At 71.4% G+C, this 16,635-nt stretch carries 16 protein-coding genes and 1 pseudogene; 11 read left to right on the plus strand and 6 right to left on the minus strand.

The window, feature by feature from the left end:
* The first annotated feature begins 3 nt into the window (after positions 1-3).
* The 6 genes from PV682_RS11505 (at position 4) to PV682_RS11530 (ending at position 6,032) form a co-directional block, all read left to right on the plus strand.
* Complete coding sequence (locus PV682_RS11505; protein WP_319726922.1) at positions 4-951, plus strand: acyl-CoA dehydrogenase family protein; 948 nt, start codon at positions 4-6, stop codon at positions 949-951.
* A complete protein-coding gene (locus tag PV682_RS11510) occupies positions 948-1,823 on the plus strand; it encodes an SDR family oxidoreductase (RefSeq protein WP_319726924.1) in 876 nt (291 codons plus the stop codon). Before PV682_RS11505 ends, PV682_RS11510 begins: the two co-directional genes overlap by 4 nt.
* 202 nt (positions 1,824-2,025) lie before the next feature.
* Positions 2,026-3,069: a sugar ABC transporter substrate-binding protein gene (locus PV682_RS11515; protein ID WP_319726926.1), complete on the plus strand. Its 1,044-nt coding sequence runs from the start codon at positions 2,026-2,028 to the stop codon at positions 3,067-3,069.
* Positions 3,070-3,083: 14 nt separating this feature from the next.
* A complete protein-coding gene (locus PV682_RS11520; protein WP_319726928.1) occupies positions 3,084-4,604 on the plus strand; it encodes a sugar ABC transporter ATP-binding protein in 1,521 nt (506 codons plus the stop codon).
* Between the two features lie 3 nt (positions 4,605-4,607).
* Positions 4,608-5,630 carry an ABC transporter permease gene (locus PV682_RS11525; protein ID WP_109364707.1) on the plus strand — a complete coding sequence of 341 codons (1,023 nt, stop codon included), beginning with the start codon at positions 4,608-4,610 and terminating at the stop codon, positions 5,628-5,630.
* A 183-nt stretch (positions 5,631-5,813) separates the two neighbouring features.
* The gene (locus tag PV682_RS11530) at positions 5,814-6,032 is read left to right on the plus strand and encodes a hypothetical protein (RefSeq protein ID WP_319726932.1); all 219 of its coding nucleotides are present in this window, start codon (positions 5,814-5,816) and stop codon (positions 6,030-6,032) included.
* Between the two features lie 40 nt (positions 6,033-6,072).
* Here PV682_RS11530 and PV682_RS11535 read toward each other — a convergent pair whose 3' ends face one another.
* From PV682_RS11535 to shiA, 3 genes are read right to left on the minus strand one after another with little or no spacing between them, the layout of a single operon-like run.
* Positions 6,073-7,833 carry a bifunctional sugar phosphate isomerase/epimerase/4-hydroxyphenylpyruvate dioxygenase family protein gene (locus tag PV682_RS11535; RefSeq protein WP_319726934.1) on the minus strand — a complete coding sequence of 587 codons (1,761 nt, stop codon included), beginning with the start codon at positions 7,831-7,833 and terminating at the stop codon, positions 6,073-6,075.
* Positions 7,826-8,887 (minus strand): zinc-dependent alcohol dehydrogenase, encoded by a 1,062-nt coding sequence (locus tag PV682_RS11540; protein WP_319726936.1) that lies wholly within the window; start codon positions 8,885-8,887, stop codon positions 7,826-7,828. The genes PV682_RS11535 and PV682_RS11540 overlap by 8 nt, the downstream gene beginning before the upstream one ends.
* 28 nt (positions 8,888-8,915) lie before the next feature.
* On the minus strand, positions 8,916-10,277 hold the full coding sequence (shiA, locus tag PV682_RS11545) for a shikimate transporter (RefSeq protein ID WP_319726939.1): 1,362 nt from the start codon (positions 10,275-10,277) through the stop codon (positions 8,916-8,918).
* A gap of 272 nt (positions 10,278-10,549) precedes the next feature.
* Between shiA and PV682_RS11550 the strand changes: the two genes are divergently transcribed.
* Positions 10,550-11,380, plus strand: a complete 831-nt coding sequence (locus PV682_RS11550; protein WP_319726941.1) for an IclR family transcriptional regulator — start codon at positions 10,550-10,552, stop codon at positions 11,378-11,380.
* A 277-nt stretch (positions 11,381-11,657) separates the two neighbouring features.
* Positions 11,658-13,265, plus strand: coding sequence for a glycoside hydrolase family 43 protein (locus PV682_RS11555; protein WP_319726944.1), 1,608 nt, complete (start codon positions 11,658-11,660; stop codon positions 13,263-13,265).
* 7 nt (positions 13,266-13,272) lie between these two features.
* Here the strand turns inward: PV682_RS11555 and PV682_RS11560 are convergent, their stop codons facing one another.
* Both PV682_RS11560 and PV682_RS11565 read right to left on the minus strand, forming a co-directional pair.
* Positions 13,273-13,986, minus strand: coding sequence for a hypothetical protein (locus PV682_RS11560; protein ID WP_319726946.1), 714 nt, complete (start codon positions 13,984-13,986; stop codon positions 13,273-13,275).
* Positions 13,987-14,002: 16 nt separating this feature from the next.
* Complete coding sequence (locus PV682_RS11565; RefSeq protein ID WP_319726949.1) at positions 14,003-14,443, minus strand: Lrp/AsnC family transcriptional regulator; 441 nt, start codon at positions 14,441-14,443, stop codon at positions 14,003-14,005.
* A gap of 79 nt (positions 14,444-14,522) precedes the next feature.
* On the opposite strand from PV682_RS11565, the gene PV682_RS11570 reads away from it, so the two are divergent.
* The 3 genes from PV682_RS11570 to PV682_RS11580 are packed head-to-tail and all read left to right on the plus strand — an operon-like array spanning position 14,523 to position 16,417.
* On the plus strand, positions 14,523-15,260 hold the full coding sequence (locus PV682_RS11570) for an AzlC family ABC transporter permease (protein WP_319726951.1): 738 nt from the start codon (positions 14,523-14,525) through the stop codon (positions 15,258-15,260).
* Entirely contained in the window at positions 15,253-15,579 is a 327-nt protein-coding gene (locus PV682_RS11575) for a branched-chain amino acid transporter permease (RefSeq protein ID WP_319726953.1), read from the plus strand. The genes PV682_RS11570 and PV682_RS11575 overlap by 8 nt, the downstream gene beginning before the upstream one ends.
* A 52-nt stretch (positions 15,580-15,631) precedes the next feature.
* Positions 15,632-16,417: a thioesterase family protein gene (locus tag PV682_RS11580; protein ID WP_319726955.1), complete on the plus strand. Its 786-nt coding sequence runs from the start codon at positions 15,632-15,634 to the stop codon at positions 16,415-16,417.
* Between the two features lie 67 nt (positions 16,418-16,484).
* Here the strand turns inward: PV682_RS11580 and PV682_RS11585 are convergent.
* Positions 16,485-16,635: pseudogene (locus tag PV682_RS11585) on the minus strand (NADP-dependent phosphogluconate dehydrogenase); the annotation flags it as partial.

Raw genomic sequence — 16,635 nt, forward strand, 5'->3', positions numbered from 1 at the left:
CGGGTGCGTTTCTCCGTGGCCGAGGTGGACGCGGCGCTCGCCGAGGCGGCGGGCGGGGTGCCGGCGAAGCCGGACGTGTGGCGGATGCTGGCGGAGGTGGGGGTGCTCGGCGCGCTCGTGCCCGGTGAGGCGGGCCTCGACGAGAACTGTCTGCCGCCGCTGATGGAGAAGCTGGGGCACAGCGGGGCACCGGTCCCGGCCGCCGAGACGATCGCCGTCGGGGCGCCCCTGCTGGCCGGACTCCCGGTACTGGCCCAGGTCTTGGACGGCTCGGCCCTGCTCACCGCCTCCTTCGGCGAGGGCGCGCCGGTGCCGTTCGCGGCCCGCGCGGATCTCGTCGTTCTCGCGAGGGCCGGTCGCGTACGGCTGTTGCGGCGCGAGGAGTTGAGCGTCGAGCCTCTCGAATCGGTCGACGCGACACGCCAGTTGGCGCGTGTCACAGCTCCGGCCGGGGGCGGTCTGCTGCTCACCGACGATCCCGCCATGCTCGAAGTGGCCCGTCGGCGGGGGGTGTTGGCCACCTCCGGGCTGCTCGTGGGCCTCGGGACGCGGATGGTCGAGCTGACCGTCGCGTACGTCCGGGAGCGGGAGCAGTTCGGGGTGCCGGTCGGCTCGTTCCAGGCGGTGCAGCACACGCTGGCCGACGCGCTGGTGGCGCTGCGGTTCGCCCGTGCGTCCGTCCTCGCGGCGGGGTGGGCGCAGGCCGCCGGGGACGCCGACGCGGACGTACGGACGTCGGCGGCGAAGGTGCTCGCCTCGGAGGCGGCCCGGAAGACCGCTCGGGCGGCGATCCAGTGCCACGGCGCGATCGGCTACACCACGGAGTACGAGCTGCATCGCTATGCCGAGCGGGCGTGGGCCCTGGCGGCGGACTGGGGCGGTCCCGCACACCACCGGGCCTTGATCGCGGCCCGGTTGGGCCTCTCCGAACCCCGAGGAGGCGCGTCATGATCTGCCGGAACCGCGTAGCCGTCGTCACCGGCGCGGGCCAGGGCCTCGGCCGCGAACACGCCCTCGCTCTCGCCGCCGAGGGCGCGGCCGTCGTCGTCAACGACCTGGGCGAGGCCGCGAAGTCCGTCGCCGAGGAGATCACCGCGAACGGCGGCACGGCGGTGGCCGACCTGGGGGACGTCAGCGACTGGGCGTACGCCGAGTCCCTGATCCGCCGTGCCGTGGACGAGTTCGGCGCGTTGGACGCCCTGGTGAACAACGCGGGCGTCAACCGCGACCGCATGCTGGTGTCGATGACGGAGGCCGACTGGGACACCGTCCTGCGCGTGGACCTCAAGGGCCACGCGGCCCCTCTGCGGCACGCCGCCGCCTACTGGCGCGACCGCGCGAAGAGCGGCCGTCCGGTCGCCGCCCGCATCGTCAACACCTCTTCCGGCGCGGGCCTGTTGGGCAGCATCGGCCAGGGGAACTACGGCGCCGCCAAGGCGGGCATCGCCGCCCTCACGGTCGTCGCGGCGGCCGAACTCGCCCGCTACGGCGTGACGGTGAACGCGATCGCACCGTCCGCGCGCACCCCGATGACCGAAGCCGTCGAGGCGTTCGCCGACCGGATGCGGGCCCCGGAGACGGGCTTCGACACCATGCACCCCGGCAACGTCTCCCCTCTCGTGGTCTGGCTGGCCTCCACCGAATCCGGCGAGGTGACCGGCCGGGTCTTCGAGGTCGAGGGCGGGATCATCGGCGTGGCGGACGGCTGGCGGTACGGGCCCCGGGCGGAGCGGGACCGACGGTGGACGCCGGGTGAAGTGGGCCCGGCGGTGCGGGAGTTGCTGACCCGGGCACCCGATCCGGCTCCGGTGTACGGGGCCTGACGAACCTGGCCTTCGCGCCAGTCATCGGATGTGTAGCGAGACCCCTAGAAGGGATCACCCGTCCGGCCGCTCCCCAAACGTTCATGTCCGTTAGCCGAATTGAAGCCGACCCAAGTCTTGTCACTGCGGGCGACGGCATCGTAACGTCCTCGGCATTCCGAGATACATCGGAGGAATCACGGCTCAGGGGAGAACACGGCCAATGACGCCCGCTCGCATCCGCTCGACCGCAGCCGCCACCGCCGTCCTCGCGGCGCTCGCCCTCGCCACCGCCTGCAACCGCGAGAGCTCCGACTCGTCCTCGTCGGGCGGCAAGTCTCCCATCGGGATCGATCTGCCGCGCTCCGACACCGACTTCTGGAATTCGTACGCGCAGTACCTCAGGAAGGACATCAAGACCGACGGCGTGGACGCGCTGCCGCTGAGCAACTCGCAGAACGACGTGACCAAACTCGTCGCGAACGTGCAGGTGTTCCGCAACACGGGCGCCAAGGCGGTGGTGATGGCGCCGCAGGACACGGGCGCGATCGCGTCCACGCTGGACAGCCTGTCGGCGGCGAAGATCCCGGTGGTGAGCGTGGACACGCGGCCGGACAAGGGCGACGTCTACATGGTGGTGCGCGCGGACAACAAGGCGTACGGCACGAAGGCGTGCGAGTTCCTGGGCAAGCAGCTCGGCGGGCAGGGCAAGGTCGCCGAGTTCCAGGGGGCGTTGGACTCCATCAACGGGCGTGACCGCTCGGAGGCGTTCGCGGCGTGCATGAAGGCGAAGTTCCCGAAGATCCAGGTGTTCGAGCTGCCGACGGACTGGAAGGGCGACGTCGCCTCGGCGAAGCTCCAGTCGCTGCTGGCCCAGCACCCGGACCTGAACGGCATCTACATGCAGGCCGGTGGCGCGTTCCTCCAGCCGACGCTGGCGCTCCTGGAGCAGAAGAAGCTGCTGAAGCCGGCCGGGCAGCCGGGCCACATCAGCATCATCTCCAACGACGGCATCCCGCAGGAGCTCGACGCGATCCGCAAGGGCCAGATCGACGCGACGGTCTCCCAGCCCGCCGACCTGTACGCCAAGTACGCGCTGCACTACGCGAAGGCGGCGGCCGAGGGGAAGACGTTCGAGCCGGGCCCGACCGACCACGGCTCGACGATCATCAAGATTCCCAACGGACTCGAGGACCAGCTCCCGGCGCCGCTGGTGACCAAGGAGAACGTCGACGACGCCGCGCTGTGGGGCAACAACATCGGCTGACGCGGGGGAAGTTCATGACGGACATCAGCACGACCCCGGTGGCCGAGGCCATCGGCGTCTCCAAACGGTTCGGGGCGACGGTCGCCCTGCGCGACGCGCACATCTCCGTCGCCCCGGGCGAGTCGCACGCCCTGGTCGGCCGCAACGGCGCGGGCAAGTCGACCCTCGTCTCGCTCCTCACCGGCATCCAGCGCGCGGACGCGGGCGCCCTGCGCTTCTCCGGCGCCCCGGCCCCGGCGCCGGGCGACCTCGCCGCGTGGCGTTCCCGGGTCGCCTGCGTCTATCAACGCTCCACGATCCTCGACGAGTTGACCGTCGCCGAGAACCTCTTCCTGAACCGGCAGAGCGCGAGCGCCGTCCGCCCGATCCGCTGGCGGCACCTGCGGGAGCGGGCGCGGGAGTTGCTGACGGAGTACGGGGTCGACGTCGACCCCACCGTGCGGGCGAAGGAACTCACCGTCGAGCAGCGGCAGTTCGTGGAGATCGCGCGGGCCCTGTCGTTCGGCGCGCGGTTCATCATCCTGGACGAGCCGACGGCGAAGCTCGACGCGCGGGGCATCAGCCGGCTGTTCGCGAAACTCCGTGAACTGCGGGAGCAGGGTGTCGCGTTCCTGTTCATCTCGCACCACCTCCAGGAGGTGTACGACCTCTGCACGACGGTCACCGTGTACCGGGACGCGACGCACGTACTGACCGCGCCGGTCGCCGAGTTGGGGCACCGGGAGCTGGTGGAGGCGATGACCGGCGAGTCCGCTGAGCTGCCGGTCGCCGTCCCCCGGCAGCGGACCTCGGCCGATTCCACCACGTTGCTGTCCGTCTCCGGCCTCACCCTTCCGGGTGTCTGCGAGGGCCTCGACCTGACCGTGCGCTCCGGCGAGGTGGTCGGGCTCGCCGGGTCAGCGGCGAGCGGGAACGTGCAGGTGGGCGAGGCCATCGCGGGCCTGCACAAGGCGCGGGGCGGGCAGGTCGCCGTACGCGGGCGGGTCGTGCGGACCGGGAGTGTGCCGTCGGCGCTGGCCGCCGGGGTCGGGCTGGTGCCCGAGGACCGGCATGCGCAGGGGCTGGTCACCGGGCGCAGTGTCGCCGAGAACGCGACGCTGACCGTCACCGATCAGCTCGGGCCGTTCGGGACCGTACTGCCGTCCCGGACACGGGAGTTCGCGGGGCGGGTGATCCGGGAGCTGGACATCAAGACGCCCGGCGCCTCGACGCCGGTCACCGCGCTGTCCGGCGGCAATCAGCAGAAGGTCGTCGTGGCGCGGGCGCTGGCGACCGACCCGGATGTGCTGGTCGCGATCCGGCCCACGAACGGGGTCGACGTCAGGTCCAAGGAGTTTCTCCTGGGCACGGTCCGGGGGATCGCCGACGGCGGGAAGGCCGCGCTGATCGTCTCCGACGAGCTGGACGATCTGCGGGTGTGCGACCGGGTCGTCGTCATGTTCCACGGGCGGGTGGTCGCCGAGTTCACGCCGGGGTGGCGGGACGAGGAGATGGTCGCCGCCATCGAGGGCGTCGCCGACGCCTTGGGGAGGTAAACCATGTCCGTGACCACCGAAGTGACGCCGCCTCGGGCGAAGGCGGCCGGGCTGTCCCGGCTCGACCTGGGCCGCTTCCGTGACCTGTCCCTCGTACCGGTCATCCTCGTCCTGATGCTGATCGGGTTCATCGTCTCGCCCGCCTTCCTCACCTCCGACAACCTGATCGGGGTGCTCCAGCAGTCCACGGAACTCAGCCTGTTGGTGCTGGCGACGACGTTCATCCTGATCAGCGGGCGGATGGACCTGTCGCTGGAGTCCACGATCGGGGTGGCTCCGGTCATCGCGGTGTGGCTGGTCCTGCCGAGCAGCGGCGGGCGGTTCAACGGGGTCGATCTGCTGCCGGGCTGGACGGCGGTCCCGCTGTGTCTGCTCATCGGCGCGGTCATCGGGGCCGTGAACGGGTTCCTCATCCTGAAGCTGCGGCTCAACGGGTTCATCGTCACGCTCGGCGCGCTCACCATGCTGCGCGGGCTCCAGGTCGCCCTGTCCGAGGGGCAGTCGATCGTGGAACTCCCGCCGTCGTTCACCTACCTCGGCCGTACCTCGTGGCTCGGGCTGCCCGCCGCCGTCTGGGTGTGCGGCGTGCTGTTCGCCCTCGGGGGCGGCGCGTTGGCGTGGCTGCGGCACGGGCGGGCGTTGTACGCGATCGGCGGGAACCAGGAGGCGGCCCGTACGGCCGGTATCCGCGTCGACCGCATCATCTGGATCGTCCTCATCACCGGCAGCGTCCTCGCCGCGTTCGCCGGCATCCTCTACAGCGGTCACTACGGGTCCATCTCCGCGACGCAGGGCAGCGGCTGGATCTTCCAGGTGTTCGCCGCGACCGTCATCGGCGGAGTCAGCCTCAACGGCGGCAAGGGCTCCGTCTTCGGAGCCCTCACCGGGGTACTGACCCTCCAACTCGTCGTCAACGTCATGACATTGGCCGGGGTGCCACCGCTGTGGAACCAGTTCCTCAACGGGGTCATCATCATCGTGGCCCTCATCGTGTCGCGCTTCGCCTCGGGCGAGAAACAGGAGTGACCCGGGCGGGGCGATCTGTTTCGAACTCGTGGTGAACTTCGGCGACAACACCGAGGCGGCCCGGGCTGCCGCCCTCGTCGGCCCCAGCGCCTCGGCGCTTCGCGCGGGTGACCACCGGATCCCTCTCCCCGGCTCGGCCTCACCCCGGCGGAACTGACCGAACTGGGCCACCAGTTCTACGAGTTGCTGGCGACGTTCCACGGCTACGTCACCGCCCGGGTCAGCTGGGATCCGGAGCCGTTCCTGGACCCCGCCGAGCTCAGGCACTGGTCGGAGGAGCTGAACGACGGCAGCCTCCACGGCCTCGTACTGAGCGACGAGGTGCACGCGGACCTCGGCCTCGGCGCCGACTACGAGGTCTTCCGGCCCGGCTACCGCTGGATCCCCTGTCGCGGCGAGTAGCCGGGCGGCCTCGCGGCGGACCGGCGGGGCCCGCCTCGCGTCACCCGCGCTGGGCCGCCAGGCGGATCGGAGCGTTCGCCGCCCCATATCCGGCGTATCCGCCGTCGCGTTGGACGAACTCGAAGAAGACCTGGCCGACCGTCGCCGTGTAGCAGTGGCGGAACTCGCCGCCCTGTTCGTCGCGGTCGTAGAGGATGCCGAGGTCGCGGTAGGTCTCCAGCTCCGCGGCGGGGAGGTCACAGCGGGCGGCGAGGTCGTCGTAGTAGTTGCCGGGGACGTGGAGCAAGGGGGCGCCGCAGGAGCGGAGTTCGCGGGCTGTGGCGACCACGTCGGTCACCGCTACGGCTATGTGGCGGGCCCGGTCGTCGGCCTCCGGTGTGGGGGCGAGGTTGAGGACGAGGCGCGGGCCCGAGGGGGACGCCGAGAGGGCGCGGCTGCGCAGCAGGCCGTAGGGGTCGGCGAGTTCGACGGTCTCGTGGGGGCTGAGGCCCAGGATCGTGCGGTGGAAGAGGACCGCTTCGTCGAAGTGGTGCCAGGGCTGGGTGAGGGCGAGGTGGTCGAGCCGGCCGTCCGCCGTGCTCTCGCCGGTGAACGTGAAGTCGTCCGTCCAACTCGCCAGTCCTGTGCGGCGGGTGGCGCAGAAGAGGACTTCGGTTCCGTCGGGGGCGGCGATGGAGTCGAGGGGGACGTCCTGGGCGGCGCGGTGTTTGGGGAGGGTGGGGGCGAGGAGGGCTTCGGCGCGGCGGGCCGAGGCGGCGGGCTGGGTGGATTCCAGGCCGAGGGCCGCGAGGGTCGTCTGCGGGCGCCCGGTCGCGGTGGTGAGGACGACGCGGGCCTCGCCGCGTTCCCAGAGGGCGACCGGCTTCGTGCGGTGGCGGGCCGTGCGGGTGAAGCCGATGGCGGCGAGGAGCTCTTCGGCCGGTCGGGGATCGCTCGTCGCCAGTTCGGCGAAGGCGACTCCCGTCACACCCACGGAAGCCGGGAGCCGGGAGGCGCCCGCGCTCTCCTCCAGGGCGAGCAGGGAGCGCATGCCGTCGAGGGCGGTGCGGCCCGCGTCGGCCTGGCGGAAGACGTCGTTGAAGACCTCCAGGGAGAGGGGTCCGGCGTACCCCGTGGCGAGGACATGGCGGAGCAACCCCGTGACGTCCAGGCCGCCTTGGCCCGGGAAGCAGCGGTAGTGGCGGCTCCACTGGAGGACGTCCATCGCCATCACGGGCGCGTCGGCGAGCTGGAGGAAGAAGATCTTCTCGCCGGGGATGTCCTCGATGCCCTTCGGGTCGGAGCCCCGGGAGAGGATGTGGAAGCTGTCGAGACAGGTGCCGAGCGAGGGGTGACCGGCGTCGCGGACGATCCGCCAGGCGTGGTCGTACGTGCTGACGTGCCGCCCCCACGCGAGCGCCTCGTACGCGACGCGGATGCCGGACTCCCGGGCCGCGTCGGCGAGCCGGGCGAGCTGGGCCGCCGCCAACTCGTCGTCGTCCAGGGCGAGTACGGACACGTTGGAGCAGACGAGGACCGTGTCCACGCCGAGCCGCCCCAGGAGGTCGAACTTGTGGCGGGCGCGGCGCAGGTTGCGGGCGAAGAGGTCCTCGGGGACGGCCTCGATGTCGCGCATCGGCTGGTAGAGGTCGATCGTCAGGCCCAGGTCGGCCGCGCGGGCGGCGATCTCCTCCGGGGTGAGGGGGCTGGCGAGGAGGTCGTTCTCGAAGATCTCGACGCCGTCGAAGCCCGCCCGCGCGGCGGCGGCGAGTTTCTCGGTGAGGGTGCCGCTGAGGCAGACGGTGGCGATGGACTTACGCATGGCCGCTCCCGATCCTGATCCAGGTCTTGCCGGCCCGTGAGGAGGCGCCCGCGAACGCCTCCTGAGCCTCCGTCAGAGAAAACCCCGCCTCGATCACCCTGCCGGGGCGGGCGGCCGGCAGTTCGGCGACGGCCGCGGTGAAGTCGCCGGGGTGGTCGTAGATCATCGAGCCGCGCACCACCAGCTGGCGGCGCACCACGTCGTCCGTACTCAGCGGCAGCGGCTCGGAGTTGAGGCCGACCAGCACGACCGTCGCGCCCGGCGCGGCCCGCTCGACCGCCGGGCTCAGCGCGGGGGCGTACCCGGACGTCTCGAACACGTACGTGAACCCGCCCCGCCCGTCGTCCGCGACCGCGCCCAGCCGCACGGCCTTCTCCAGCCGCAGGGGGTGGGGTTCCGTGACGACGGGTACGGCGCCGAGGCGGGCCAGGGTCAGACAGACCAGCAACCCCTGCGCCCCCGCACCGACGACCAGGCACCGGTCCCTCGCCGTCACCCCACTGCGGCGAACGGCGGCGCGCGCGACGGCGTACGGCTCGGCGCAGGCGAGGTCGGCGAGGCTGATCGAACCGGCGGGGTCGGTGAGACCGGCGAGGTCGGCCGGGTCCGCCCTCCCGGCGCCCAACTCCCCAGCGGAGGCGGCGCCTTGAGCCGAGCCGACAGGATGGGCGAACGGCGCCGGGACCACCACCCGTTCGGCAAGGACACCGGGGCTGTTGAGACCGACGATCGCGCGACGCGGACACGCCGAGGTCAACCCCATGCGGCAGTCCACACACTCCAGGCAGGCGTAATTGGGTTCGATGACGACCCGCTGGCCCACCTGGCGGTCCACCACGTCCGTTCCTACGGCGACGATCCGCCCGAACCCCTCGTGCCCCATCACCCACGGACTCCCCGGAACCTCACGCCGGCCGTGGAACACGGCGAGGTCGGTCCCGCACACCCCCACCCCCTCCACGGCGACAACCACATCCCGTGGCCCGCCCTCCGGCGAGGGCCAGTCCTCCACCACGTCGACCCGCCCCGGCGCCACCAGAACCGCCGCTCTCACGAGACCTCCCAGCCGACCACTAGACGGTTCACTTGTTCCGCTCTACGGCCAACTCTACCGTCACCGCCACCGAGGGCACCCCCTCCTCCGCACCCCGCATCCGCCAGGCCACCACCGCCGACACCAGACACCCCACCGCGACATACCCGGCGACCAGCGACCACCCGCCCCCGGCCCAGACGACCAGCACCCCGGCGATCAGCGGCGTGAAACCGCCCCCGACGGCGCTCGCGAGCTGGTACCCGACCCCCGCCCCGCTGTACCGGTACTCGGCCCCGAACATGTCGGTGAACAGCGACTGCTGGACGGACACGGCCATGTCGTGCCCCACGTTCACGAGCAGCACCGCGCAGACGACGATGAGCACCATCGACCCCGACTCCATCGCCCAGAAGTACGGCACGGCGCCCGCCGCCCCGATCAGCCCGCCCGCGACGTAGATCCGCCGTCGCCCGTACCGGTCGGCGAGATAGGCGAAGGCCGGGATGGTCACCACGGCGAGCCCTCCGACCGCGAGGTTCACGTCGAGCAGGCTGTCCCGGTCGAGCCCCAACTCGTCGGTGCCGTAGGACAGTCCGAAGGTCGTCACCCCGTAGAAGGTGAACAGTTCCACGAACCGCAGCCCGATGATCGCGAAGAACCCGCCGGGGTTGGACCGCACGGCCGCGACCAGCGGGACCCGCGGCCGGGCCCCTTCCGGCATCCCGGCGACCTTCTCGGTGAACACCGGCGACTCCTCGACCTTCGCCCGGATCACCAGCCCGACCAGCACCAGGAACGCGCTGAACAGGAACGGTATCCGCCACCCCCAGGCCCGGAACGCGGCCTCCGACGTGCCCGACGACATCAGCTTGGTGACGAGCGTCGCGAGCAGCAGCCCGAAGGACGCGCCGACCTGGACGCCGCTGCTGTACAACGACCGCCATTTCCGGGGCGCGTTCTCCACGGCCATCAGCGCGGCCCCGCCCCACTCGCCGCCGACCGCGAAGCCCTGCGTGGCCCGCAGCAGGACCAGCAGGACGGGCGCCCAGATCCCGGCCTGCGCGTACGTCGGCAGGACGCCGATCAGCGTGCTGGCCACGCCCATGATCAGCATGGTCAGCACCAGCATGCGTTTGCGGCCCAGCCGGTCGCCGAAGTGGCCGAAGACGATGCCGCCGAGGGGCCGGAAGAGGAAGCCGACGCCGAAGGTGGCCCAGGCGGCGAGGGTGCCGACGGCCGGGGAGGCGTCGGGGAAGAAGAGGTCGCCGAAGAGGAGTCCGGCGACGATGCCGTACAGGAAGAAGTCGTACCAGTCGACCACGGCGCCCATGAAGCTCGCGAAGGCCGCGCGCCGGGCGAGGGCGCGGTGGGGAGCGCCGGGCGCGGTGTCCTGCGGGGTGCTGCTCATCACTCACACACTCCGTCGGGTGAGGGGGAAGGGAAGAGGGGAGAGGGGGCGGGAAGAGGGGGGAGCCGAGCGAGCGGGCCCGGCCCCCGTCGCATCCCTTGGTCCGCAGAATGGACCAATTGATCCGACGAGCGGAACGATAGGTCGGCTGGTTTGCGCCGATCAAGAGTTGCGGCAAGATTTCCCGCACACCGCCGGACGGCGGGTCCGCTGGGTGGACTACCGTCGGGGCAGGCGCAGGAACGACACCGGACCGACGGGGAGACCGCGGGATGAGCACCGACGAGGCACCACCCTCACAGGCACACCTCTCAGCGGCGCGGCCGGCGGAGGAACACCCCTCGGAGGGCCACGCCCCCGGCGTGCGCAGCGTCCGCCGGGCCGTCGAGATCCTCAACCTCCTCAGCGAGGACCGACCCGTCGTCACCCTCCGCGAGGTCACCGAGGCCACCGGCCTCGCCAAGACCACCGCCCTGCGCCTGGTCCAGACCCTGGAGGAGACCGGCCTCCTCGGCTCCCACCCCGCCGGGTACACGGCGGGCCCGGCCCTGTGGCGCTGGGCCTACCTCGCGCGCAGTCAGTGGGAGGTCCCCCAGGAGACGCGCAAGGTCATGCGCGACCTCGCGGACCGGCTCGGCGAGACCGTCAACCTGTTCGTCGCCCGAGGTGTGCACCGCATCTGCGTCGCCCACGAGGAGAGCCCCCACCCGCTGCGCCACGTCGTGGACGTCGGCGACGAGCAGCCCCTGTGGGCCGGCGCCTCCTCCAAGATCCTGCTGCGCGACGCCCCCGCCCCCTTCCTGCGCCGGGTCGCGACCACCTCGCCCCAGGGCGAACCCCTCGCGGACCGGCTCAGGACCTGGGCGGCGGAAGCGGCCGAGCGCGGATACGCCGTCAGCTCCAGCGAGTTCGACGAGGGCCTCACCGCCGTGGCCGTACCCATCCTCGGCCGCACGGGCAAGGTGGCCGCGTCCCTCTCCCTCAGCGGCCCCACGCACCGCTTCCCGTACGAGTCGATCGAGCGCTTCGCCGCCGAACTCGCCCAGGGCGCCCGCCTCATCTCGGACCAGGGCTTCAGCCACCCGCTGGGCAACACGGGCTGAGCGGCACCCCGAAAAGCCGGACGGCACCCCACAAAGCGAGCCGCGCTCCGAAAAAGTTCGACGGTACGCGAGGTATTGACGCTGCCCCTGAGGCACCTATCATCCGAACCGTCCGACACTCTGTCCGACGTTCGTATATGCGAACAGCGCCGCAGACGGCAAGCCGCACGACACCTCGCGCACCCCACCTGAACAGCCCGAAAGCCCGCCCGAAGGTGGGAGCGCTCCCACCCCACTGGAGGAGCCGATGGATGGCACAGGAGATCCGACGCCCGGCATGTCATGGCCGGGACAGCAGATCACCCGGCGCGGAGCGCTGGCGGCCGGAGCCGGTCTGATCGTGGGAGCCGCCCTCCCCGGCACCGCCGGCGCCACGACCGCAGCCGCGACCTACACCAACCCCGTCCTGTGGCAGGACTTCGCCGACATCGACGTCATCCGCGTCGGCGACGCCTTCTACTACTCCGCCTCGACGATGCACTACTCCCCCGGCGCCCCCATCCTCCGCTCCTACGACCTGGTCAACTGGGAGTTCGCCGGCCACTCGGTCCCGAGGCTGGACTTCGGCGCCAAGTACGACCTGAACGGCGGCCGGGGCTACGTACGCGGCGTGTGGGCGTCGTCCCTGGCGTACCGGCCGAGCAACCGCACGTTCTACTGGCTGGGCCAGATCGACTTCGCGCGGACGTACCTCTACTCGGCGCCCTCGGTGGAGGGCCCGTGGAACCGGCTGGCGTCGCTCGGGAACGTGTACTACGACGCCGGACTGCTGGTCGACACGGACGACACGATGTACGTCGCGTACGGCAACACCACGATCAGCGTTGCCCAGTTGGCGCCGGACGGCCGCAGCCAGGTGCGCGCGCAGCAGGTGTTCAGCACCCCGGCGAGCATCGGGACGCTGGAGGGCTCGCGGTTCTACAAGGTGGGCGGCAGCTACTACATCTTCCTGACCCGCCCGGCGAACGGCCAGTACGTCCTGAAGTCCTCCGGCGGCCCCTTCGGCCCGTACACGCTACGGCAGTTGCTGCTGAACCTGCCGGGTCCGGTGCCAGGCGGCGGGGTGCCGCATCAGGGCGGGCTCGTGCAGACGCAGACCGGCGCCTGGTACTACCTCGCCTTCGTGGACGCCTATCCGGGCGGCCGGATCCCGGTCCTCGCGCCGGTCACCTGGACGTCGGACGGCTGGCCGGTGCTCCAACTCGTGAACGGCGCCTGGGGATCGACGTATCCGAGCCCCGTCCTGCCCACTCCCCCGCGTCAGGTCGCGCCGATGATCGGCGTCGACACCTTCGACGGCACGACGCTCAAGCCGAAGTGGGAGTGGAACCACAACCCGGACGACACCAAGTGGTCGGTGAACAACGGCCTCACGCTGTCCACGGCGACGGTCACGAACGACCTGTACTGGGCCCGCAACACCCTCACCCACCGTATCCAGGGCCCGAGTTCGACGGCGACCGTCACCCTGGACATCGCCGCGATGCGCGACGGCGACCGCGCGGGGCTCGCGCTGCTGCGGGACTCCTCCGCGTGGATCGGCGTCAAGCGGGAGGGCGCGGCGACGCGGCTCGTGATGGTGAACGGGCTGACGATGGACGGAAGTTGGAACACGACGGGGACGGGTACGGAGGCGGCGAGCGTACCCGTGACGGCGAACAGGCTCTGGCTGCGCGCGAACGCGGACATCCGGCCCGGCGCCGCCCGCTCCGGCACCTTCTCCTACAGCCTCGACGGCGTCTCGTTCACCCGGCTCGGCCCGGCCTTCTCGATGGGCAACGCCTGGCAGTTCTTCATGGGTTACCGCTTCGCCCTCTTCAACCACGCCACCCGGGCGCTCGGCGGTTCGGTCCGCGTCCCGCGGTTCGAGGTGTCGGTGCCCTGACGGCACGTCACGCCGCCTGCGGCTCCCGGCTCCGGCCGGGGGCCGTACGGCGTTCCCGCCACAGGCGCCGCAGGGCGAGCGCGAAGCCGAGGCCGGACAGCAGGGCGAGGGCGGCGAGTTCGAGCGTGAAGGACGCGACCCACTCGGGGTTCATCCGGCGGGTCAGGCCGCTGCCGTACTGGCAGGTGAACTGGGGTGGGAAGAGGGTGTACTCCAGCGTCCTGGGCTGGTTGCTCCCCCAGTCCGCGCCCCGGGAACAGGCCGACGCGGGTCCTGCCAGCAGCCGCCATCCGAACAGCGCGTAGGCGCCGGCGAACACCGAACCGAGGACGAGGAACGCCGTTCCCGTGCGGAGGAGTTTCGCGGTCCTGGTCATCGGCCCGACGAACCGGCCGCCCAGCGGGGGTTCCAGGCACTCCGCGACGAGGGCGACCAGCAGGCAGGTCACCAGGATCGCGAGACCGGCCCACATGAGGACGTTCAGCAGTCCGTGGCCGCCGATGGACGACACGTCCCCGTGCTCGAACTCGCAGACGGTGGCGGGCGGAAACGCCTGGTCGCGGGTCCGCAACAGCTTTCCCGGGCCGGTGGTCAGCCCGTGCATGCAGCGCTCGTCGAACTCCATCATGCCGACCGAGGCGACCATGCAGCCGACCAGCAGCGCCGTGAGCGAGAGCCCGACGCCTGCCCAGAGCCCGTTCGTTCGATAACTCCCGTACATCCGGGCACTGTAGCCGTCAGGGCTCCCGCTTGATCGTCTTCATCGTGAAGTGGGAGACGATGTTCCTGATCCCGGGGATGGTCATGAGCCGGGTACTCATGAACGTCTCGTACGCGGCGAGGTCGGCGACGGCGACCCGCACGAAGTAGTCGGGGGCGCCGAAGAGCCGCCGCAGCTCCAGGACCTCGTCCGCCCCGGCGAGGGTCTCCTCGAAGCGTTCGACGGTCGCCGCGTCCTGCGACTCCAGGCTCAGATCGAGCAGCACCTCGAAGGCGCGGCCCCGGGCGGCGGGGTCGACGACGGCCCGGTACCCCTGGATCACCCCCTCGGCCTCCAGCCGCTGGACCCGGCGCAGGCACGGCCCGGTGGTGAGGCCGACGCGGGCGGCGAGGTGCACGTTGCTGAGCCGCCCGTCCCGCTCCAGCTCGGAGATGATTGCCAGATCGATCGCATCCATGGAAGAAGATTGCTCCACGAGCCGTTCTCAGGGCAATTTTCGCAACCACTTGTCGCGCGTTTCGCGGGACCATGAAGGGGTGCAACAGCCCGTCGACGCGATCACCACACCGCGAGAACCCCGCCGCAAGACCACCCGCGCCCAGATCACCGCCGGTGTCCGCGACTCCTTCTCCGCCGGCCTCGGCATCTTCCCCCTGGGCATAGCCCTCGGCCTCCTGATCCTCCAGGCCGGCCTCCCCTGGTGGCTCACCCCCGCCCTCTCCCTGGCCGCCTTCGCCGGTTCCCTGGAACTCCTCCTGGTCGGCATGATCGCGAGCACCACCCCGCTCGCGGCGATCGCTGTGACCGTCCTGGTCGTCAACTTCCGCCACGTGTTCTACGCGTTCTCGTTCCCCCTCCACCTGGTGAAACACCCCCTGGCCAGGACGTACGCGGTGTACGCGATGATCGACGAGGCGTACGCGGTCAACGCGTCGCTCCCCGAGCACGAGCGCTCGGCGCCCCGGCTGCTGGCGATGCAGGCGGCGTGCGAGGCGTACTGGGTGGGCGGCGGCCTGCTCGGCGTGGCGCTCGGCAGCGCGCTGCCCGCTCCGGTGAAGGGCCTGGAGTTCGCGCTGTGCGCGCTGTTCACGGTGCTGACGCTGGACGCGTTCCGCTCCCGCGCTCAGGTGCCGTCCGCCCTGCTGGCCGGGGCGAGCGTCACGGTCGCGCTGCTCCTCACGCCGGGCGTCGCGATGTTCACGGCGCTGCTCCTGTTCGTGGGCCTGCTGCTGGCCCGCCACGCCCTCACGGAACGGACCGCCGCCGATGCCTAGTACGCCGTACCTGCTGGCCGTCCTCGCGATCGTCTTCGGCATCACCTTCGCCCTGCGCGCCCTGCCGTTCGCGCTGCTGGGCCGCCTGCGGGACTCCCCGCTGGTCGCGCGGCTCGCGGTGTGGATGCCGGTCGGGATCCTGCTGGTCCTCGCGGTGACCGCGCTGCACGGCACGGTGACGAAGGACCCGCACGGCGCCGGGTACGCGCTGCTCGCGGTCGCCGTCACGGTCGTCGTCCATCTGCTGTTCGGCCGCCGGACGATCCTCAGTGTGGGCCTCGGGACGGCCGTGTACGTAGCCTTGCTCAATCTGATGTAACGACCACGTTGTCACCGCCCCCGGTGTCAGCACCCCCGAGGAAAGGTTTCCCTTGACCCCCGGCAGCTATTACGAGCGCATCGACGAACACCGCTTCAAGCCGACGCACCACGCGCAGGGCGCCTGGGCTCCGGACGAGCAGCACTTCAGTCCGCTGGGCGGTCTGATCGTCCACGCCATGGACCAGCACCTCGCGAACCGCCCCGATCTGCTCCTGTCCCGCGTCAGCTACGACATCCTGGGCCGGCTCGCCCTGGACGAGTGCGAGGTCGAGGTGGAGACGGTCCGGCCGGGCCGCACGATCGAGCTGATCGAGGCCGTCGTCCGCATCGCGGGCCGAGCTGTGGTGCGGGCGCGCGGCTGGCTGCTGACGGCCGTCGACACGGTCTCCGTCGCGGGCGGTACGGGTGAACTCCTGCCGCCGCCCGAGTCGTCGCCGTCCTGGCCGATGGCCGAGACCTGGCCGGGCGGGTACATCGCGTCGCTCGACGTACGGATGCCCGCGCCGCCGGTCCCGGGCCGGGGGACGGCGTGGATCTCCTCCCCGTACGCCCTCGTCGCCGGCGAGCCGGTCAGCCCGCTGACCTCGTTCCTCACCCTCGTCGACACCGCCAACGGCGTCGCCGTACGGCGTCCTCCGACGGAGTGGATGTTCCCCAACGTGGACCTCACGGTCCACCTCCACCGACAGCCCGAGGGGCCGTGGACGGGGCTCGACACGACCGTCACCTTCGGGCCGACGGGGCAGGGGCTGACCAGCACGGTCCTGTACGACGTCCACGGCCCGGTCGGACAGGCCCAGCAGATCCTGACGGTGCGACCGGCGACGGCCGGGTGAAGTACCGGCGGTACGGGGTCCGTTGCGTGGACCCCGTACTCGCGGACTCCGCCCGGGGAGACGCCGCTTACGCGTCGGTCTCGGGCCGTTCGGCGTCCGCCCAGTGCGTGTGGAACGCACCCGGCTTGTCCACCCGCCCGTACGTGTGGGCCCCGAAGTAGTCCCGCTGCCCCTGGAGCAGCGCGGCGGGGAGGCGTTCGGCGCGCAGGGTGTCGTAG

The sequence above is a fragment of the Streptomyces niveiscabiei genome, from assembly GCF_033794345.1.
GTDB lineage: Bacteria > Actinomycetota > Actinomycetes > Streptomycetales > Streptomycetaceae > Streptomyces > Streptomyces niveiscabiei.